The organism is Sphingobium sp. YBL2, from assembly GCF_000943805.1.
GTDB classification, from domain to species: domain Bacteria; phylum Pseudomonadota; class Alphaproteobacteria; order Sphingomonadales; family Sphingomonadaceae; genus Sphingobium; species Sphingobium fuliginis.
This window is the reverse complement of sequence record NZ_CP010954.1, coordinates 2,278,903-2,298,899: the sequence shown is the minus strand read 5'-3', so window position 1 is coordinate 2,298,899 and position 19,997 is coordinate 2,278,903. Positions and strand designations below refer to the sequence as shown.

Sequence of the window (19,997 nt, the reverse complement as noted above, 5' to 3'; positions counted from 1 at the left end):
TGGATGCGCCGGTCAGACGCATCCCGCCGCTTCATTTCGACTTGCCGGCTTCCGGCTTCACCTTCTGCCCCGGCGTCAGGAACGCGCCGGCCGAAGCCACGATGCGTTCGTCGCCGTTGAGGCCGTTCAGGATCGACACGCCCGCATCGGTCACCTGACCGATCTTGACGTCGCGCCGCTGCACCTCGTCCCGGCCGTTGACGACATAGACGAAATTGCCCTTCTCGTCGCTCTGCACCGCCGATTCCGGCAGCATCGGCGCGGAGCCGGTGCCGCTGACGATCGCGGCGGATGCGAAGCCGCCCGGACGGATCGCCGGATTATAGGGGATGGCGATGCGGGCGATGCCCTGCCGGGTCTGATTGTCGACCACCGGCGACACCTGCCAGACGCGCCCGGCAAATTGCGCCGTGCCGCCGACCGGGGTCACGGTGGCGCTGTTGCCCGGACGGATCGCGGCCAGATCGCCCTCGCTGACCTGGGCCAGCATCTCCATCTCCCCGCCCTTCGCCATGCGGAACAGCACGGCGCTGCCCGAACTCACGATCTGGCCAGGTTCCACCGCGCGGGTCAGCACCAGGCCCGCGGCGGGCGCGCGGATGTCGAGGCGGCCAGTGCGAGCGCGCTGTTCGGCCAGCTGCGCGACGGCGACGCTGACGCGGGCATTGGCGGCGTCGCGGGTGGCGGTGCGCTGGTCGATGTCGGCCTGGCTGATGAAGCCGCGCGACACCAGCGCCCGGGCGCGGTCGAGCTGCGCCTGCGCCAGCTTGGCGTCGGCGCGGTTGACCTCCACCTGCGCGGCGAGGGAGCGGATCTGCTCGGTCTGGACGGAGCGTTCGACCGTCGCCAGCACCTGGCCGGCGCGCACCCAGTCGCCCGGCTGGACCAGCACGCGCGTCACCGCGCCGCCTTCCCCGACCACGCCCACCGGCATCTCCACCCGCGCCGCGAGCGATCCGGTGGCGCTGACGGTGTTGGATACGGTCGACCGGCCCGGGCTGATCACCGTCACGACCGGCGCCTGCACGGCGCCGGCGGGCGCCTCCGCCCCTTTGCCGTGCATGCTGACCCAGGTGGCGGCGGCGATCAGGATGATCGCGATCACGGCGCCGATCGTCAGCCGACGGCGCCAGACGGAGCGTTCCTCCTGCTCGCCAAGGACATTTGCCGGAGCGTCGCCGACCAATGAAGTTTCGTAATTCATCCTGAACCCATCTTTCGGCCATAGGCGCCGTTCGGGTGCTGTATTATATGAATACATCACCCGGCTCAAGCCCCCATTATCACGGCGGTGCGGAGGACGGCAAAGCCCTTCCGTCGTACCTGCTGGCCCTTGCCAAAGCGGCGCGACTATGGCGCTATGCCCTGTATGGCGGCTGGAGGGCGGCGATGGAATTGCTCGGATGGATCATGGTCGGCCTGTTCGCGGGCGCCATCGCGCGGCTGGTCATGCCCGGGCGCGATCCGGGCGGCTGCGTCGTCACCATATTGCTGGGCATCGCCGGCGCGCTGCTGGCGGGCTATGTCGGGCGGCTGCTGGGCGTCTATGCGCCCGGCGAGCAGGCGAGCTTCATCGCGGCGGTGCTGGGGGCGATCGGCGTGCTGGCGCTCTATCGCTTCTTCTCCGGGCGGGGCTGAACGCAAAAAAGGGCCGCGCCCTTTCGGAGCACGGCCCTTTTGATCGTCTCCGGCGCTGTTTAGCGGACCGAACCGCGACGGACCAGATTAACGATCGCGAGCAGGATGATGGCGCCGACCAGCGACACGAGGAAGCTGTAAAGCGTCAGGCCGTCATTGATCGAACCGCCGCTGAAGATCAGGCCGCCGATGAACGCGCCGACGATGCCGACGACGATGTTCAGCAGGATGCCCTGTTGTGCGTCGGTCCGCATGACCATGCTGGCAAGCCAGCCGATGATGCCGCCGACAACGAGCCACAAGATGATGCCCATTTCTCACTCTCCTTGGACCATAGCCCCTTTCGGGTGGGCTGATCTGTTCAACGGAGAAGTCGGCGTTACGTTCCCTTTCGCACTTGACAAAGAAGAAGGCCGCCGGATGACATATCCGGCGGCCTTCCTGTGCGACCCTTCATTGCTGAAACGGATGATCAGTATTTCTGCTGCCGTTCGTAGAGGGACTTGTAATATTGGATGCGCGTCACGCGCAGGCCGTGCATGCCCGAACGGTCGACGGCGCGCTGCCAGCTCGCAAATTCCTCCAGCGTCAGCGAATAGCGCGCGCAGGCTTCGTCCACGGTCAGCAGGCCGCCGTTCACGGCCGCCACGACTTCAGCCTTGCGGCGCACGACCCAGCGAGTCGTATCGACGGGCGGCAGGCTTTCCAGAGTCAGGGGTTCTCCCAGCGGCCCGACGACCTGTGCAGGTCTGATTTTCTGGTTTTCGATCATTATCACCCTCAATAAGCGGCACTGGCGTTGCCGATTTCAGCAGTGCTTGCCTGTTTGCGCTTCAAGCCCTGAACAGGCCCTAAAGCGCCACGGTAAACGCCCCCTTCATCATCCTTTCCCCACCTTTAAACGGTTCGCGATCAACGGGTTAAAGCTGCCCGCGAGCCCCACGGCCTCGATCTTGCCGCCGGAACGTGGCGCGAGAATATCGGCCAGTTCCTGAACCCAGTCTCCCTCGATCTCCTGCCCCCGCAGGACGCCTGCGACCGCCTGCGCGGTGGGGCTGGCCGCCTGCGCCGCCGCCGAAGCGGCCCGCAAGGACGGCCAGACCGGCACGCGCCGCCGGCCCGAAGGCTTGACGAAGCCGGCCTTGAGCCCGCCCGTCCTGAGGAATCCCAGATCCATGGGAGAGCGGTTTACGGAGCAAAGGATAAGGTCCGGTAAATTTGCCCCCAAAATGGGGTATGGAATGCGACGAAACGTTGAATTCGTCTGGCACCCCGAAGGGCGGGCGACTATATGCGCGCGCATGCAGCCCCAGTTCCAGCTCAACGAGCCGCTCGATGCGCGGCGCATCGTCGTCGCCATGTCCGGCGGCGTGGACAGCAGCGTCGTCGCCGCGCTCGCCGCGCGCACGGGGGCGGAGACCATCGGCGTCACGCTCCAGCTCTACGATCATGGCGCGGCGGTCGGGCGGACGGGAAGCTGCTGCGCCGGGCAGGACATACGCGACGCGCGGGCGGTCGCGGACCGCATCGGCATCGCCCATTATGTCTTTGATTATGAAAGCCGGTTCCGGGATTCGGTGATCGCTGATTTTGCCGACGAATATATGGCCGGGCGCACGCCCATCCCCTGCGTGAAGTGCAATATGGGGGTGAAGTTCACCGATCTGTTTGCAATAGCCCGCGATCTGGGCGCCGACTGCCTGGCCACCGGCCATTATGTGCGTCGGGTGGAGGGAGCGCAGGGCGCCGAACTGCATCGCGCCGCCGATCCGGCGCGGGACCAGAGCTATTTCCTGTTCGCCACGACTCAGGCGCAGCTCGACTATCTGCGCTTCCCGTTGGGCGGCCTGCCCAAGCCGCAGGTGCGGGAGATCGCGGCCGAACTGGGCCTGTCGGTGGCGATGAAGCCCGACAGCCAGGACATCTGCTTCGTGCCGGACGGCGACTATGCGAAGATCGTGCGCAAGCTGCGGCCGGATGCCGATGAGGGCGGCGACATCGTCCATATCGACGGCCGCGTGATGGGCACGCACAAGGGGATGATCCACTATACCGTCGGCCAGCGCAAAGGGCTGGAGATCGGCGGCCAGGCCGAACCGCTCTATGTCGTGCGGCTGGATGCGCAGGCGCGGCGGGTGATCGTCGGGCCGAAGGCGGCGCTCGCGGTTTCGGCGGCAAGGCTGAGCGACATCAACTGGCTGGGCGGGGATTTTTCCGGGCCCTTGACGGCCAAGGTGCGCTCCATGGCCAAACCCGTCCCGGCCCGGCTGGAGGGCGAGCGGCTGGTCTTCGACGCGCCCGAATATGGCGTCGCGCCCGGGCAGGCGGCGGTGCTCTATGCCGGGGACCGGGTGCTGGGCGGCGGCTGGATCGCCGCGACGGAAGCGGCGCTGGCGGAGGCGGCGTAGATAGCCCGGCGCGTTCCTGCGCACGCAAGTGCCGCGCTTGCCGGAACCAGCGCCACCTTGCCCTTTCCCGCCTCGCCCAGTAAGGCCCGCGCGTCATGACTCGTCCGCTCACCTTCGCCATTCCCAAGGGCCGCATCCTCGATGAGGCGCTGCCCCTGCTTGCCAAAGCCGGTATCGAGCCGGAGACGGAATTCCATGACAAGAAGAGCCGCGCGCTGCGCTTCGCCACCAATCGGCCGGACGTGGCGATCATCCGCGTGCGCGCCTTCGACGTGGCGACCTTCGTCGCGCATGGCGCGGCGCAGATCGGCATCGTCGGATCGGACGTGCTGGAAGAGTTCGACTATTCGGAAATCTATGCGCCCGTCGACCTCGACATGGGGCATTGCCGCCTGTCGGTGGCGGAACCCGAAGGTCTTGCCGACGAGGACGAAGCGGCGATGAGCCATGTGCGCGTGGCGACCAAATATCCCCACCTGACGCGCAAATATTATGAGGCGCGTGGCATTCAGGCGGAATGCGTGAAGCTGAACGGCGCGATGGAGCTGGCCCCTTCGCTGGGCCTGTCGCGGCGGATCGTGGACCTTGTGTCCTCGGGCGCGACGCTGAAGGCCAATGGGCTGGTGGAAACCAATGTCATCATGCAGGTGTCGGCGCGGCTGATCGTCAATCGCGCCGCGTTCAAGATGCGATCGGCGGAACTGACGCCGCTGGTGGATGCCTTCCGCAAGGCCGTGGGGGTCAAGGATGCGGCGTGATCCCTTCACCGTCGTTCGCGCGCAGGTGGGAACCCGTCTCCCGCACGTTGCGCTTGGTGCGTCTTATGGGAGATGGATCCCCGCCTCCGCGGGGATGACGGAAGGAGGTTGGGGCCTATGAACTTCCGCCTTTCCACCGCCGACAGCGATTTCGCAGCCGCCTTCGCCGCCCTGGTCGATGCCCGGCGCGAGGCCGATGAGGATGTGTCGCGCGACGTCACCGCGATCCTGAAGCGCGTGCGCGCCCAGGGCGATACGGCGCTGGCCGACTATACCAGCCGTTTCGATCGGCATGATTTGAACGTCAGCGGCTGGGCGGTCGAACCCGCCGAATGCCGCAAGGCGCTGGACGGTCTTTCGACCGAATTGCGCGACGCGCTGGAACTCGCGGCGGCGCGCATCGCGGCCTATCATGAAAAGCAGAAGCCGCAGGACAGCGACAGCGTGGACGCGGCGGGCGTCCGTCTCGGCGCGCGCTGGAATGCGGTGGATGCGGCTGGACTGTACGTGCCGGGCGGGCGGGCAGCCTATCCCAGTTCGCTGCTGATGAACGTCATCCCCGCCAGGGTCGCGGGCGTCGAGCGCATCGCCATGGTCACGCCCACCCCCCATGGCGAGATCAACCCGCTGGTGCTGGCCGCGGCCGCCATCGCCGGGATCGAGGAGATCTGGCGCGTCGGTGGGGCGCAGGCGGTGGCGGCGCTGGCCTATGGCACGGACCGGATCAGGCCGGTCGACGTCATCACCGGCCCCGGCAACGCCTGGGTGGCGGAGGCGAAGCGCCAGCTTTACGGCGTGGTCGGCATCGACATGGTCGCGGGTCCGTCGGAGATCGTCGTGGTGGCCGACGGCAAGAACAATCCCGACTGGATCGCCGCCGACCTGCTCAGCCAGTCGGAGCATGACCCGACCAGCCAGTCGATCCTGTTCACCGACGACGCGGCCTTTGCCGATGCGGTGGCGGCGGCGGTGGAGCGGCGCCTGCCCCTGCTCGCCACGCAGGCGGTCGCGACCGCGAGCTGGAACGCCAATGGCGCGATCATCGTCGTGCGCGACTTCGAGGAAGCCATGCCGCTGGTCGACCGCCTCGCCGCCGAGCATCTGGAACTGGCGGTCGACGATCCCGACGCGCTCTTCAAGCAGGTGCGCCATGCCGGTTCCGTCTTCCTGGGCCGGATGACGCCGGAAGCGGTGGGCGATTATGTCGCCGGGCCGAACCATGTGCTGCCGACCGGCCGCCGGGCGCGATTCTCCTCCGGCCTTTCGGTGCTGGATTTCATGAAGCGCACCAGCTTCCTCAGCCTCAACCAGAGCAGCATCGACGCCATCGGCCCCGCCGCCTTCGCGCTGGCGGAGGCGGAGGGGCTTCCGGCCCATGCGGCTTCGGTGGCGCTGCGTTTGAAATAATTTCCCCTTCACTGCGTTCGGCAAAGGGCTTCGACAGGCTCAGCCCGAACGGTTATGGAAAGACTATGAACGACCGCTCCAAATCCCGCTCCGCCGCGCGCCTCGCCGCGGTGCAGGCGCTCTACCAGCTTGAGATGGAGGGCACGCCGCTCCACCTGTTGCTGCATGAATTCCACCAGCACCGCCTGGGCGCGACTATAGAGGATGTCACCTATGCGCAGGCGGAGGAAAGCTTCTTCGACGATGTCGTGCAGGGCGTGGACCGGCGGCGCGAGGAGATTGACGGGCTGATCGTGGCGCGGCTCTCCAAGGGCTGGAGCCTGGAGCGGCTCGACAAGCCGATGCGGCAGATCCTGCGCGCCGGCACCTATGAACTGCTCGCCCGCAAGGATGTGGCGACCGGCACGGTGATCAGCGAATATGTCGACGTCGCCCATGCCTTCTACGACAAGCGCGAGGCGGGTTTCGTGAACGGGCTGCTGGACGCCGTGGCCAAGGACGTGCGGAAATAGGAACAGAAAATATCCGTTCGGGCTGAGCTTGTCGAAGCCCCTCACTTCCTTAAAAAGGAGAAAAAGCCGTTGGCTTCGCCGGCCTTCGGCTCGACAAGCTCAGGGTGAACGGATTTCATTTCAATGTCCGCTGAATCCCGTTTCCTGACCCTTCTCCGCCTGCTGGCGAACGATCCCGCCGCCCGGGGCTTGCGGGACGATGTGGCGGTCCTCGAAATCGGCAGCGCCCGCCTGATCCTCACCAGCGATACGATGGTGGAGGGGGTGCATTATCTGCCGGCCGATCCGCCCGCGGATATCGGCTGGAAACTGGCCGCCGTGAACCTGTCCGACCTCGCTGCCAAGGGCGCGAAGCCGGTCGGCTGCCTGCTCAACTATGCGCTGTCCGGCGACGACGCCTGGGACGCGGCTTTCCTTGAAGGATTGGGCGAGGCGCTTGGCCGCCATGCCATGCCCTTGCTGGGCGGCGACACGGTGCAGATGCCCCGGGGCGCCCCGCGCAGCTACAGCCTGACCGCGCTGGGCGAAGCGACCGGCCCGATCCCGGCGCGGAGCGGCGCGAAGGCCGGCGACCGGCTCTATCTGACCGGTCCTGTCGGGGATGCGGGCGTGGGCCTCGACCTGCTCAGGAACATGCCCGGCGCTTCGGGGCCGCTGGTGGAGGCCTATCGCCGCCCGCGTCCGCGTCTGGCGGAGGGCGCGCTGCTCGCCCGCCATGTCCATGCGATGATGGACGTGTCCGACGGCCTGCTGATCGACGCCGCCCGCATGGCGGAGGCGAGCGGCCTTGCCGTCACCATCGACCATATCCCGCTCTCCCCCGCGCTGGAGGCGACGCGCGGGGCCAGCAACGCCGTTCAGATCGCTGCGGCTCGGGCGGGGGACGATTATGAACTGCTCTTCGCCCTTCCCGCCGCGGTGAAGCCGCCCGTGCGCGCCATACCCGTCGGCCGCCTCGCCAAGGGCGGGGGACTGACGCTGACGATAGACGGCGTGGCGATCCCGCTGCCGGACCGGCTCGGCTGGGAACATGGCTGATTTGCCTTAATATCGTAACGGGTTGACGCGCGCCGTCCGCCCTGTAGCTTCACCCCCGACCTTTCTCAGCCCGGTAGGACCGCATGATGTGCGTGAGCTACGATGCTGATTGACGCGGTGCCCGACGCCGGAAGCGCATGTTCCGGCCGCCCGCCCTTACGCCCTTCGCCCGCCCGTCATTCCCTGCGGAGCGGCCGATGACAGGCATAACAGGGGGAGAGGAACATCCATGCAGATTGTCACGATTGCCATAGGGTGCGGCCTGCTGGCCGTGCTCTACGGCCTCATCACCAGTCGACAGGTGCTGGCGGCGTCCGCCGGCAATGAAACCATGCAACAGATTGCGGGCGCGATTCAGGAGGGGGCGAAGGCCTATCTCGGCCGCCAATATACGACCATCGCCATGGTCGGCGTCGTCGTCGCGGCGCTGGTCTTCTTCTTCCTTGGCGTGACATCGGCGGTCGGCTTCCTGATCGGCGCGATCCTGTCGGGGGCGGCGGGCTTCATCGGCATGAACATCTCGGTCCGCGCCAATGTCCGCACGGCGGAGGCCGCGCGCGGCACGCTGCAAAGCGGGTTGACCGTCGCCTTCCGGGCGGGCGCGATCACCGGCATGCTGGTGGCGGGTCTGGCCCTGCTCGCGATCAGCGTCTTCTTCTGGTATCTGACCGGACCCGCGGGCCATGCGCCCGACGACCGGATCGTGATCGACTCCCTCGTCGCGCTGGCCTTCGGCGCCAGCCTCATCTCCATCTTCGCGCGGCTTGGCGGCGGCATCTTCACCAAGGCGGCCGATGTCGGCGCGGACCTGGTCGGCAAGGTGGAAGCGGGCATTCCGGAGGACGATCCCCGCAACCCCGCCGTCATCGCGGACAATGTCGGCGACAATGTCGGCGACTGCGCGGGCATGGCGGCCGACCTGTTCGAAACCTATGTGGTGACGGTCGGCGCGACCATGGTGCTGACCGCGCTGCTGGTGACGGGCGTCGACAACGCCTTCCTGATGCGCCTGATGTCATTGCCGCTGATCGTCGGCGGGGTATGCATCATCACCTCGATCATCGGCACCTATATGGTGCGGCTGGGCGCGAGCCAGTCGATCATGGGCGCGCTCTACAAGGGGTTCTGGACCACCGCGATCCTGTCCATCCCGGCGCTCTATGCCGTGACGCAGTTCGCGCTGGGCGACCTCAACGCCCGTTTCGGTACCGATCTGGACGGCGCGGGGGGGTATACCGGCATGGCGCTGTTCTGGGCGATGATGGTCGGCCTCGCGGTCACGGGCCTGATCGTCTGGATCACCGAATATTATACCGGCACCAACTACCGTCCGGTGCGCAGCATCGCCCGCGCGTCGGAAACCGGCCATGGCACCAACGTCATCCAGGGGCTGGCCGTCAGTCTGGAGGCGACGGCCCTGCCGACGCTGGTGATCGTCGTGGGCATCATCGTCGCCTATCAGCTTGCGGGCCTGATCGGCATCGCCTTCGCCGCGACCGCGATGCTGGCGCTTGCCGGGATGGTGGTGGCGCTGGATGCCTATGGCCCCGTCACCGACAATGCGGGCGGCATCGCGGAAATGTCGCATCTCGACGACAGCGTGCGGGTCAAGACCGATGCGCTCGACGCCGTGGGCAACACCACGAAGGCGGTGACGAAGGGCTATGCCATCGGATCGGCGGGCCTGGCCGCGCTGGTGCTGTTCGGCGCCTATACGGAGGATCTGAAATTCTACAACTCGGCTCTCGGCCTGACCGAGCCGGTCGATTTCAGCCTCTCCAACCCCTATGTCATCGTCGGCCTGCTGCTGGGCGCGCTGCTGCCCTATCTGTTCGGCGCGATGGGCATGACGGCGGTGGGCCGCGCGGCGGGCGACGTGGTCAAGGACGTGCGCGACCAGTTCGCCACCAACAAGGGGATCATGGAGGGCACCTCGCGTCCCGATTATGCCCGTACGGTGGACCTCGTCACCCGCGCCGCGATCAAGGAGATGATCGTCCCCAGCCTGCTGCCGGTGCTGGCGCCGATTTTCGTCTATTTCGCGATCTCCGCGGTGGCTGGCACGCCCAACGGCTTTGCGGCCCTGGGCGCGTTGCTGCTGGGCGTCATCGTCTCCGGCCTGTTCGTCGCGCTGTCCATGACCTCCGGCGGCGGGGCCTGGGACAATGCCAAGAAATATATCGAGGACGGCCATCATGGCGGCAAGGGCAGCGAAGCCCATAAGGCGGCCGTGACCGGCGATACGGTGGGCGATCCCTACAAGGACACGGCTGGCCCCGCGGTCAATCCGATGATCAAGATCACCAACATCGTCGCCCTGCTGCTGCTGGCCGCCCTGGCGCACGGCGCGTAATGCCCCGTTAAAAAAGGGAAAGACAGGAAAATGGCTCCGCCCTATAGAAAGGCGGGGCCATTATATTATGGGGGTAAGATTGAGGGGGCTTTCTGTCGTCGCGGGCATGGCGCTCGCGCAGCTTTGCGTGTCGGCCAGTGCGCAAATGGCGCCTGTACCGCGCAAGGAATGGCCGATCGAGGCCTTTGCCGAACTGCCGATGATGGTGGAACCGCAACTCTCGCCCGATGGGATGCGCCTCGCCGCCAGGGTGTCGCGCAATGGCGAACTGCTGCTGATGATCGCCTCCATCATCGAAGAGCCCAACCGTATCCGCACCCTGCAACTGGGGGAAAACGATCTCAACTGGTGGCGTTGGGTCAATGACGACTGGCTGATCGCGGGCATAGGCAGCGAAACCAACGTCCAGGGCATGCCCTGGTCGATCAGCCGCGTCGTCAGCATCAAGCGCGACGGGTCGAAGATCAACCTGCTGGCCAAGAATGTGGCGGCGCAGAATGGCGATGACGTCATCTGGGTCGCCCGCGATGGCACGCCGCGCATCCTGCTCGCCTATCAATCGTCCATCTTCGGCAGTGAACTCGGCTTCTGGCCGCAGGTGGACGAGGTGGATGTCGCCACCGGCAAGATGCGCCCGGTGGTGCAGTCGCGCCAGAATGTCATGTCCTGGTATGCCGATGCGACCGGCACGGTGCGCATGGGTGTGGGCTATGACGATGCCACGCGCATGTCGAAGCTGCTCTATCGCGTCGACGGCCGGTCCGGTTTCCGCACGATCGACCGGGCGAATCGCCGCCGCGACGAATCCATGGTCGTGCCGCTGCTGTTCACGGCCGATCCGGGCAAGGCGATTGCCAGCGATGATCATGAGGGTACTGACGCGCTGTACGAATATGACCTGACAAGGCTGGAACTGGGCAAGAAGATTTTCGCCGCGCCCGGCTTCGACATAGACGGGATCGAACGCGACACCGCCGGCACCGGCCTCGCCGGGGTGCGCTATACCGCCGAAGGACCGGGGGTGCACTGGTTCGACGAGGGGTTGGCGAAGATCCAGGCCGACATCGACAAGGCGGTGGGCGCCCATCGCCGCGCCCGGATCGTGTCCACCAGCCGGGATCATCAGCGCATGATCGTTCACGTCGGCAGCGCGGACCAGCCGGGCACCTATTATTATTACGACACCGCCGCCGGCGCGATGAGCATCCTGTCGAAGATCAGCGAAAATTTCGGGCCCGGCGTCCATCTCTCCCCGGTCAGGACGATCCGTTACAAGGCGCGCGACGGGCTGGAGATCGCGGCGGTGCTGACCGTGCCGGCGGGCAAGGACCCCAAGGGTCTGCCGTTGATCCTGATGCCGCATGGCGGCCCCTTCGCACGGGACAGCGAGGAATGGGACTGGTGGGTGCAGTTCCTGGCCTATCGCGGCTATGCGGTGCTGCAGCCCAATTATCGCGGCTCCTCCGGCTATGGCACCGCCTTTGCGGACAAGGGCGAGGGGCAGTGGGGCCTTGCCATGCAGGACGACCTCAACGACGCGGTCGACTGGGCGGTGAAGGAAGGGATTGCCGATGCGAAGCGCGTCTGCATCGTCGGCGCCTCCTATGGCGGCTATGCGGCGATGCGCGGCGCACAGCGCGACGGCGCGCGCTATCGCTGCGCGGTCTCCTATGCCGGCGTGTCGGACCTCTCGGCCATGATGCGCTATGACCGCCGCTTCCTCAATCATGGTTCGCGCAAGGACTGGATGAAGGAGCAGGCGCCCGATTTCGCCGCCGTTTCTCCGATCAATTTCGCCGCGCAATTCTCAACGCCGATCCTGCTGATGCATGGCAGGAAGGACCGGCGGGTGCAGGTGAACCAGTCGCGCGAAATGGCGGAGAAGCTGAAGGCGGCGGGCAAGGTCGCCGGACGCGACTATATCTATGTCGAACAGCCTTTGGCCGACCATTTCTTTTCCCGCCAGGCCGATCGGCTGGAATTCCTCCAACGGCTCGACGTCTTTTTGAAGGACCATAATCCGGCCTGAAACCGGGCCTGCGACGCCGAACCGCGCGCTATAGCGGGTCGAACGGTTCGGCGTCGGGCGAGATTGTCATAAATTAGAAATGAGATAGTCACATGAATGTAACGCATCGGTCATAGTTCGCCCGCGTCCGCCACGATGGCGAGGGGAGATTGACTTCATGCGACTGACCCACAAGCTGCTGCCCGCGCTTGCCCTGCTGGCCGTCCCGGCCGTGGCGCATGCCAGCGAGGACGAACAGCTCTGGACCACAGCGAACGCGACGGTGAAGCTGAGCGATCATTGGCGCTTTTCGCAAGAGGTCGTCGCCCGGTTCAGCAACGATCGCGACGGGCTGTACGAGGTCGAGATGAATTCGCTGGTCGGCTACAGGATCGGCAAGAAGGTGACGGTCTGGGCGGGCTATACCCATGACCCGCAATATGACGCCGGCCATTTTTCCGTGATGGAGCATCGCGGGCGGCAGCAGGTCACCTTCGACAATATCGTGAAGATCGGGCCCGGCCAGCTCAGCGCGCGCCTCCGGCTGGAGGAGCGCTGGCGCGAGGGGATCGACGGCACCGCCTGGCGGCTGCGTCCCTATGTCAAATATGTGCTGCCGTTCAGGGAAGGCGGCAAGACCGCGCTGCTCCTCAGCCATGAGAGCTTCATCGACTTCAACACCACCAATTTCCAGCGGGTGCAGGGGGAGGAGCGGATGCGCAACCTGATCGCCATCACCACCCCCGTGGCGAAGAATGTGAATGCGGAGATCGGCTATCTGCACCAGCACGGCTTCCGCCCGGACGCTGACGACAGCAATGACAATGTCGCGTCCTTCTCGCTGAACTTCTCCTTCTGATCTGCGGCGCGGGGGTGCGATCGAACCGCATCTCCGCGCGGAAAGCCGGAAAAGCCGAGGGTTGAGGACCGCACCATAGTCTCGGACATTCTCCCTCGTCGCCATCGTGGCTCAAATGGCTCAATATTGTCCCCAATAAGACCCTCCCTTCGTGCCTTACCCCATCGGAATCCGGCCACTGACTTCTCAGGAACACGGTGCATTTGACCGTAGCAAATGGCCAGTTATGTACGTTCGCACTTCCCCTCGCCTTCAGGGGAGAGTGGGGCTTAGCATCCACTTTCCACCCAATATCAACCTGCGCGCTCTACCCTAGGCCGAGCGCCGTCGCCGTCCAGTAGGTAAGGCCCGCCGCGACATAGGCCAGGATGAACAGATAGCCGATCATGAACAGCGGCCATTTCCAGCCGTTGGTCTCGCGCCGCGTCACCGCGATGGTGGAGATGCACTGGGGCGCGAAGACGAACCAGGCGAGGAAGGCGAGTGCGGTCGGCAGCGGCCAATTGTCCTTCAGCCGGTCGCCCAGGCTGCGTTCCAGCTTCGCTTCATCCTCGTCGGCGTCCAGCGAATAGACGGTGGCGAGCGCGGACACGGCCACTTCGCGCGCCGCCATGGCCGGGATCAGCGCGAGCGAGATGTCGCGGTTGAAGCCGATCGGCGCGAGTACTAGGTTGAGCCCGTTGGCGACACGTCCCGCGACCGAATAGTTGACCTGGCTGATGCCGCTATCTTCCGGCGCCTTGGGAAAGCTCAGCAGCACCCAGAGGATCACCGTCGAGGTGAAGATGATCGTGCCCGCGCGCTTGAGGAAGATCACCGCGCGCTGCCAAAGGCCAAGCAATATGTCCTGTGGGCGCGGCCATTGATATTTGGGCATCTCCATCAGGAAGCCGCCGCTCGCGCCCTTGGTGACGGTGCGGCGCAGCACCAGCGCGGCCAGCATCGCGCCGACGATGCCGGAAATGTAGAGGCAGAACAGTACCAGCCCCTGCAAGCCAATGCCGAGCGCCACCGTTCGGGCCGGGATGAAGGCGCCGATGATCACCGCATAGACCGGCAGGCGCGCCGAACAGGTCATCAGCGGCGCGATCAATATGGTGGTCAGCCGGTCCTTCGGGTCCGCGATGGTGCGGGTCGCCATGATTCCCGGCACCGCGCAGGCGAAGGAGGAGAGCAGCGGGATGAAGGCCCGCCCAGACAGCCCCACCTTGGCCATCAGCCCGTCCATCAGGAAGGCGGCGCGGACCATATAGCCGGTCGCCTCCAGCATCAGGATGAAGAAGAAGAGGATCAGGATCTGCGGCAGGAACACGATGACCGATCCAACGCCGTTCAGCACCCCGTCGACCAGGAAGGAACGCAGCAGCCCATCGGGCAGCGCGGCTGTCACGGCGTCGCTGGCGCTGGCGACAAAGCCCTCGATCATGGCGATCGGCGCTGCGGACCAGGCATAGACCGCCTGGAACATGATGAAGAGCAGCGCGAGCAGCAGGATCAGCCCCGCCACGGGATGCAGCGCCACCCGGTCGACAGCCGCGGTCAGCCGGCGGGAGGGGGTTTCGCGCACGATGGCCGCGCGGGCAATCCGGCGCGCTTCCCGGCGCAGCCCTTCGAAATCGCGCTGTTCGGCTGAAGCGCGGACCTTGCCTGCGCTGCCGTCGAGCATCGATTCCAGCTCCCCGCGCAGATGATCCAGGCCGCGCTTGCGCACCGCCACGGTGGAGATCACCGGCACGCCCAGTTCACGGGAGAGGATATGGGCGTCCAGTTCCAGCCCGTCGCGGGTGGCGAGATCGACCATGTTGAGCGCCACGATGGTCGGCAGACCAAGCGCGATCAGTTCCAGCGCGAAGCGGAGGTGATTGTCGAGATTGGACGCGTCGACCACCACGACCAGCGCGTCAGGCAGGCGCTCGCCCGCCTGCCTGCCCAATATGACGTCGCGCGTCACCTGTTCGTCGGGACTGGTGGGGTTGAGGCTGTAGGTGCCGGGCAGGTCGACCAGTTCGATCGGGCGGCCGTCCGACAGGGAAAAGCGGCCCGCCTTGCGCTCCACGGTGACGCCGGGATAATTGCCCAGCTTCTGCCGCGCCCCGGTCAGGGCGTTGAACAGGGCGCTCTTGCCGGCATTGGGATTGCCGACCAGCGCGATCAGCGGCAGGTTCGTCACAGATCGCTGTCCGAGGGGCCGGTGCGGACCGTGATGGCGGCGGCATGGTTGCGGCGCATGGCGATGGTCATGCGGCCGACCTTGCAGGCGATGGGCCCGCGGCCCAGCAACCCGCCATGGTGCAGCGCTTCCACGCTCGCGCCCTCGCACAGGCCGAATTCACGCAGCCTTTGCCCGTCGGACGCGGACAGCGCGTTCCAGTCGATCAGGTCCACATAAGCGGGTTGGCGCAGCGGCAGGTCGGTCAGGCGCAAGGGTAAGGCACTCGTCATTTACTTCTGCGAGTGACTATCAATACCGATTGGAAAAGGCCAGCGCGAATCGGTGCGGCGGCGCGGCAGATTATATGGCCGGGTAGCGCAGCCGCCCGATGAAGCGGGCGAAGCTCAGCCGTTCGCCGCCGCCAATGCCCTTCCACTGGGCCTTGGCGCGCTCGAAGCGCATCACGCCTTCGATCCGCCGCGCCAGGAAAGCGCGGGTTTCCGCCCAGTCATCGCTCTCATCATCGACGAAGACCAGCAGGGTCGCGGCATAAACCCCCGCCAGCGTCAGGCGCTTGCTGTAGTGATTGAGGTCCGTCGACTCGTCGCCCGCGGCGCGCCACATCACGTCCGCCGCGCGCCAGCCGAGTTTGGCGGCGCGGGCCGCGTTGCGGGGCATGGCCATGACCGCCTGCGCCCGGCGCAGCGCTTCCCGGTCGCGCGCGAGCAGGGTCAGGCGGCTTTCCACCAGCCGCGTTATGCGCTGGCGGATCGACAGGGCCGCCAGCTTCTCAGCCGGCAGCGCCTCCAGCATCCGCGCATCGATGCTTTCGAACCAGGCATCGATCATGTCCATCGCGCCCCCTGGAAAGGCCAGCGCGGCGATGTCGGCATCGATGCCGCACTGCTCCGCCGCCATGGCCACCGCTTCCCGGCGCCAGCCGTCGAAGGCGGCATGGCGGGGCAGGATCGGGGCGAGCGCGGCCCGCATTTCGTCGAGCGTCATGTCTTGATGCGTCGGGGTCATGGCCCGTTATTACGCCCCGCCGCGCAGGCGTACAAGCGCGCGGACGCATTAGCCGAGATGAAGGCGGGGAAAGCAAAACTTGGCGGCATGGCGGCGGCCAGGGTCTTGAAGCGGCTCGCCAGGCATCCTAGCTGGCTTTGGCAGGCAAGTCCCGTTGCAATCTGCAACTTTGAAAAGGGAGTATTTCATGGCGAATCTGTTCGAACCGGTACAACTCGGGGCGATCCATGCCCCCAATCGCGTGCTGATGGCGCCGCTCACGCGCGGCCGCGCGACACGCGACCATGTGCCGACGCCGATCATGGCGGACTATTATCGCCAGCGCGCTTCGGCGGGCCTCATCATCAGCGAGGCGACGGGCATTTCGCGGCAGGGGCTGGGATGGCCCTTCGCGCCGGGGCTGTGGTCGGAAGAGCAGGTTGAGGCCTGGCGGCCGGTGACGGAGGCCGTGCATGAGGCAGGCGGCCGGATCGTCGCGCAACTCTGGCATATGGGGCGCGTGGTGCACAGCAGCGTGACCGGCGAGCAGCCCGTCTCGGCCAGCGCCACCGCGGGACCGGGCGACGCGCACACCTATGAGGGCAAGAAGCCCTATGAACAGGCGCGGCCTTTGGCCATAGACGAAATTCCGGGCGTGATCGCGGATTATGTCCGCGCTGCCAAAAACGCCATCGCGGCCGGCTTCGACGGTGTACAGATCCATGCCGCGAACGGCTATCTGATCGACCAGTTCCTGCGCGACGGCAGCAACCATCGCGACGATATTTATGGCGGTTCGATCGAAAATCGCGTGCGCCTGCTGCGGGAGGTGACGCAGGCGGTGGCCGACGCCATCGGTGCGGACCGCGTGTCGGTGCGGCTGTCCCCCAATGGCGAGACGCAGGGCGTCGACGACAGCAATCCTTCCGCACTGTTCGCGGCGGCCGCGGACGTGCTGCAGCAGATCGGCATCGCCTTCCTGGAACTTCGGGAGCCGGGGCCGGACGGGTCCTTCGGCCGGACCGACGTGCCGCGCCAGTCGCCGGTCATCCGCCGGCATTTTTCCGGGCCGCTGATCCTGAACAGCGATTACGACCTGGAGCGGGCGCAGCGGGATCTGGACAGCGGTCTGGCAGACGGCGTGAGCTTCGGGCGCGCTTTCCTGGCCAATCCGGACCTGCCCAAGCGCCTGCGGATCAATGCGCCGCTCAATGGCGCGAACATGGCGACCTTCTACAGCCAGGGCGAGGAAGGCTATGTCGACTATCCGGCGCTGGAGGAAGCGGCCTGAATAGAGGTCTGGGGGGTGAAAAGTGGACACCCCCCTTCACGCCTTAGGAAAGCGGGCGGGATCGGCCAACTTCGGCCTCCCATCTTGGCCCGCCGCAACCTCGAACCGCATAAAGAAAGGGGCCGCCCGGCAGCAGCCCCTTTGCAGACCTTCATCCGGCGTCTCAGGCGCTGAATCTCTCCCGCAGCGCCAGCATGGCGATGGCCGCCTTCGCCGCCTCGCCGCCCTTGTCCTTCTCGTCCCGCCTGGCGCGGGTCAGCGCCTGGGCTTCGTTCTCGACCGTCAATATGCCGTTGCCGATCGGGATGCCGTCCATGCTGAGCGCCATCAGGCCGCGCGCGCTTTCGTTCGACACGACTTCGAAATGATAGGTTTCGCCCCGGATCACCACGCCGATGGCGATGAAGCCGTCATAGCGCCCGGTTTCCGCCGCCAGCGCCACCGCGCCGGGAATCTCCAGCGCGCCGGGAACCGTCACCACCTCATATTTATGCCCCTCATCCTCCAGCGCGGCGACCGCGCCCTCGATCAGCAGGTCGTTGAGATGGTCGTAGAAGCGCGCTTCGACGATCAGGAATTTTGCCATGGATAGGTTCCTTAAAGCTCGATCGACCGTTGCCCAACCACGGCCAGGTCATAGCCGTCAAGCGCGATCAGGCTGTGGTGCGTGTTGCTGAGCAGGATCATGTCATGAACGCCCAGTTCGGCCAGAATCTGCGCCCCCACGCCATAGTCGCGCAATTCGTCCATGCCGGAGTCGGGCTGGCCCGCATGATGGCGCAGGCTGCGGCTCATGAAATCGCCCGGCGCCTGGGCGGCGAGGACGACGACGATGCCGGCTCCCTGCCGGGCGATGATCTCCATCGACTTGGCAAGCAGGCCGTTGCGCGGCCCGGTCGATCCATAGACGTCGTCCAGCAGGGAGAGCTGGTGCATGCGGACCAGCGTCGGCTCGTCGGGGGAGACATGGCCCTTCTGCAGCACGAGCTGTTCGGTCTGGGTCGCCTTGTTGTAGAAGCTGATCGCCTTCCAGTCGCCGCCCCACTGGCTGTTGAAGACCGTTTCGGCGCGGCGTTCCACCATATGGTCATGCCGGCGGCGATAGGCGATCAGGTCGCGGATCGTGCCGATCTTCATCCTGTGCTTCTGGGCGAAGGGGATGAGGTCGTCCAGCCGCGCCATGGTGCCGTCGTCCTTCATCACCTCGCAGATGACGCCCGACGGATTGAGCCCGGCCAGACGGGCGACATCCACCGCCGCCTCGGTATGGCCGGTGCGGACCAGCACGCCGCCATCCTTCGCCACCAGCGGGAAGACATGACCGGGCGTCACGATGTCTTCGGGCCCCTTCGACCCGTCGATCGCGACGGAGATGGTGCGGGCGCGGTCGGCGGCGCTGATGCCGGTGGTCACGCCCTCGCGCGCCTCGATCGACACGGTGAAGGCGGTTTCGTGGCGGGTGCCGTTGTTGCGGCTCATCAGTCCCAGGCCCAGATGGTCGACCCGCTCCTTGCTCAACGCCAGGCAGATGAGGCCGCGGCCATGGGTGGCCATGAAGTTGATCGCGTCGGGCGTCGCCATCTGCGCGGGAATGACCAGGTCGCCCTCATTTTCCCGGTCCTCGTCATCGACCAGGATGAACATGCGGCCGTTGCGGGCCTCATTGATGATCTCCTCGGGAGAGGCGAGCGCGGTGCCGCCCTCCCGCTTGGCGAGATAGCTTTCCAGCTTGCCCAGCGTTTCCGCCGTCGGATTCCAGTCCGCCTCGCCCAGCTTGCGCAGGGAATTGGCATGGAGACCCGCCGCGCGGGCAAGGCCGGATCGCGACATGCCGCCCTCCGTAACCAGCGAACGGACCGTATCGATAAGGGCTGACGACATGCTGAAGACTCCTTCCCACGGCGGGATGGAGCGGCATATCACATCAAGATGTGATTATGGCAAGCAATAATCACATTGAGCGAGAGCGAAGGCTCTGCATCCGGTCGAGATAGCGCGCCAGCACATCGATCTCCAGATTGAAGGCGCGGCCCCGCGTCAGGCTGTCCAGCGTCGTCGCGGCGGCCGTGTGCGGGATGATGTTCAGGCCGAAATGGACGGAGCCGTCCGCCTGATCCTCCACCGTGTTGACGGTCAGCGAAATGCCGTCGACGGTGATCGAACCCTTGGCCGCCAGAGCGGGGGCCAGCGCGGCGGGCGCGGCGATGACAAGGCGGGTCGAATCGCCCTCATGCGCGGCGGACACCAAAGTGCCGATGCCGTCGACATGGCCAGTGACGATATGGCCGCCCAACTCATCCCCGACCTTGAGCGCGCGTTCCAGGTTGAGGCGGCCGCCCTGGTCCCACAGGCCCGGCGCCGTGCGAGCGACGGTTTCGGCCGACAGGTCGACCGCGAACCAGTCGGCGCCCTTCTCCACCACCGTCAGGCAGGCGCCCGAACAGGCGATGGACGCGCCGATGGCGACCGATTCCATGTCATAGGCGCAGCCGATCGCCAGCCGCAGGTCGCCGCGCTGTTCATGGGTGCGGATGGTGCCGATGTCGGTGATGATGCCGGTGAACATGA

General features: G+C 66.1%; 20 protein-coding genes. 10 read left to right on the top strand and 10 right to left on the bottom strand.

Translation table 11 applies throughout. The features are described from left to right. Positions 1-31: 31 nt before the first annotated feature. Positions 32-1,204, bottom strand: coding sequence for an efflux RND transporter periplasmic adaptor subunit (locus TZ53_RS10450; protein WP_025549752.1), 1,173 nt, complete (start codon positions 1,202-1,204; stop codon positions 32-34). Positions 1,205-1,389: 185 nt separating this feature from the next. Here TZ53_RS10450 and TZ53_RS10445 point away from each other — a divergent pair, with 185 nt between their 5' ends. Beyond that, on the top strand, positions 1,390-1,638 hold the full coding sequence (locus TZ53_RS10445) for a GlsB/YeaQ/YmgE family stress response membrane protein (protein ID WP_025549751.1): 249 nt from the start codon (positions 1,390-1,392) through the stop codon (positions 1,636-1,638). A 59-nt stretch (positions 1,639-1,697) separates the two neighbouring features. On the opposite strand, the gene TZ53_RS10440 is transcribed toward TZ53_RS10445, so the two are convergent. The 3 genes from TZ53_RS10440 to TZ53_RS10430 form a co-directional block, all read right to left on the bottom strand. Next, the gene (locus tag TZ53_RS10440; protein WP_025549750.1) at positions 1,698-1,952 is read right to left on the bottom strand and encodes a GlsB/YeaQ/YmgE family stress response membrane protein; all 255 of its coding nucleotides are present in this window, start codon (positions 1,950-1,952) and stop codon (positions 1,698-1,700) included. Between the two features lie 158 nt (positions 1,953-2,110). Continuing rightward, the gene (sciP, locus tag TZ53_RS10435) at positions 2,111-2,410 is read right to left on the bottom strand and encodes a CtrA inhibitor SciP (protein WP_007687284.1); all 300 of its coding nucleotides are present in this window, start codon (positions 2,408-2,410) and stop codon (positions 2,111-2,113) included. A gap of 108 nt (positions 2,411-2,518) precedes the next feature. Next, complete coding sequence (locus tag TZ53_RS10430) at positions 2,519-2,815, bottom strand: hypothetical protein (RefSeq protein WP_025549749.1); 297 nt, start codon at positions 2,813-2,815, stop codon at positions 2,519-2,521. 124 nt (positions 2,816-2,939) lie between these two features. Between TZ53_RS10430 and mnmA the strand changes: the two genes are divergently transcribed. The 8 genes from mnmA (at position 2,940) to TZ53_RS10390 (ending at position 12,981) form a co-directional block, all read left to right on the top strand. Then, positions 2,940-4,046, top strand: a complete 1,107-nt coding sequence (gene mnmA / locus TZ53_RS10425) for a tRNA 2-thiouridine(34) synthase MnmA (RefSeq protein ID WP_044661219.1) — start codon at positions 2,940-2,942, stop codon at positions 4,044-4,046. A gap of 95 nt (positions 4,047-4,141) precedes the next feature. After that, a complete protein-coding gene (gene hisG, locus TZ53_RS10420; protein WP_044661218.1) occupies positions 4,142-4,804 on the top strand; it encodes an ATP phosphoribosyltransferase in 663 nt (220 codons plus the stop codon). A 117-nt stretch (positions 4,805-4,921) separates the two neighbouring features. Next, positions 4,922-6,211, top strand: coding sequence for a histidinol dehydrogenase (gene hisD / locus TZ53_RS10415; RefSeq protein ID WP_044661217.1), 1,290 nt, complete (start codon positions 4,922-4,924; stop codon positions 6,209-6,211). A 65-nt stretch (positions 6,212-6,276) separates the two neighbouring features. Beyond that, the gene (nusB, locus tag TZ53_RS10410; protein WP_025548292.1) at positions 6,277-6,723 is read left to right on the top strand and encodes a transcription antitermination factor NusB; all 447 of its coding nucleotides are present in this window, start codon (positions 6,277-6,279) and stop codon (positions 6,721-6,723) included. 123 nt (positions 6,724-6,846) lie between these two features. Continuing rightward, positions 6,847-7,761 carry a thiamine-phosphate kinase gene (gene thiL, locus TZ53_RS10405; RefSeq protein ID WP_044661216.1) on the top strand — a complete coding sequence of 305 codons (915 nt, stop codon included), beginning with the start codon at positions 6,847-6,849 and terminating at the stop codon, positions 7,759-7,761. 229 nt (positions 7,762-7,990) lie between these two features. After that, entirely contained in the window at positions 7,991-10,114 is a 2,124-nt protein-coding gene (locus TZ53_RS10400; RefSeq protein ID WP_044661215.1) for a sodium-translocating pyrophosphatase, read from the top strand. Positions 10,115-10,220: 106 nt separating this feature from the next. Next, positions 10,221-12,143 (top strand): alpha/beta hydrolase family protein, encoded by a 1,923-nt coding sequence (locus tag TZ53_RS10395; protein ID WP_170825587.1) that lies wholly within the window; start codon positions 10,221-10,223, stop codon positions 12,141-12,143. 157 nt (positions 12,144-12,300) lie between these two features. After that, entirely contained in the window at positions 12,301-12,981 is a 681-nt protein-coding gene (locus tag TZ53_RS10390; RefSeq protein WP_044661213.1) for a DUF2490 domain-containing protein, read from the top strand. A 307-nt stretch (positions 12,982-13,288) separates the two neighbouring features. Here the strand turns inward: TZ53_RS10390 and feoB are convergent, their stop codons facing one another. The 3 genes from feoB to TZ53_RS10375 all read right to left on the bottom strand — a co-directional run bounded on the left by feoB (position 13,289) and on the right by TZ53_RS10375 (position 16,159). Further along, complete coding sequence (gene feoB, locus TZ53_RS10385) at positions 13,289-15,151, bottom strand: ferrous iron transporter B (RefSeq protein ID WP_044661212.1); 1,863 nt, start codon at positions 15,149-15,151, stop codon at positions 13,289-13,291. Next, a complete protein-coding gene (locus TZ53_RS10380; protein WP_025548285.1) occupies positions 15,148-15,405 on the bottom strand; it encodes a FeoA family protein in 258 nt (85 codons plus the stop codon). Before TZ53_RS10380 ends, feoB begins: the two co-directional genes overlap by 4 nt. 88 nt (positions 15,406-15,493) lie before the next feature. Continuing rightward, positions 15,494-16,159, bottom strand: a complete 666-nt coding sequence (locus tag TZ53_RS10375) for a COQ9 family protein (RefSeq protein ID WP_044661211.1) — start codon at positions 16,157-16,159, stop codon at positions 15,494-15,496. A 187-nt stretch (positions 16,160-16,346) separates the two neighbouring features. Here TZ53_RS10375 and TZ53_RS10370 point away from each other — a divergent pair, with 187 nt between their 5' ends. Beyond that, positions 16,347-17,429, top strand: a complete 1,083-nt coding sequence (locus TZ53_RS10370) for an alkene reductase (protein WP_025548282.1) — start codon at positions 16,347-16,349, stop codon at positions 17,427-17,429. Between the two features lie 163 nt (positions 17,430-17,592). Here TZ53_RS10370 and ribH read toward each other — a convergent pair whose 3' ends face one another. From ribH to TZ53_RS10355, 3 genes are all read right to left on the bottom strand, one after another. After that, positions 17,593-18,015: a 6,7-dimethyl-8-ribityllumazine synthase gene (gene ribH, locus TZ53_RS10365; protein ID WP_044661210.1), complete on the bottom strand. Its 423-nt coding sequence runs from the start codon at positions 18,013-18,015 to the stop codon at positions 17,593-17,595. Positions 18,016-18,026: 11 nt separating this feature from the next. After that, a complete protein-coding gene (gene ribB / locus TZ53_RS10360; RefSeq protein WP_025548279.1) occupies positions 18,027-19,310 on the bottom strand; it encodes a 3,4-dihydroxy-2-butanone-4-phosphate synthase in 1,284 nt (427 codons plus the stop codon). A gap of 70 nt (positions 19,311-19,380) precedes the next feature. Then, positions 19,381-19,995: a riboflavin synthase gene (locus TZ53_RS10355; RefSeq protein ID WP_044661209.1), complete on the bottom strand. Its 615-nt coding sequence runs from the start codon at positions 19,993-19,995 to the stop codon at positions 19,381-19,383. Positions 19,996-19,997: the final 2 nt, after the last annotated feature.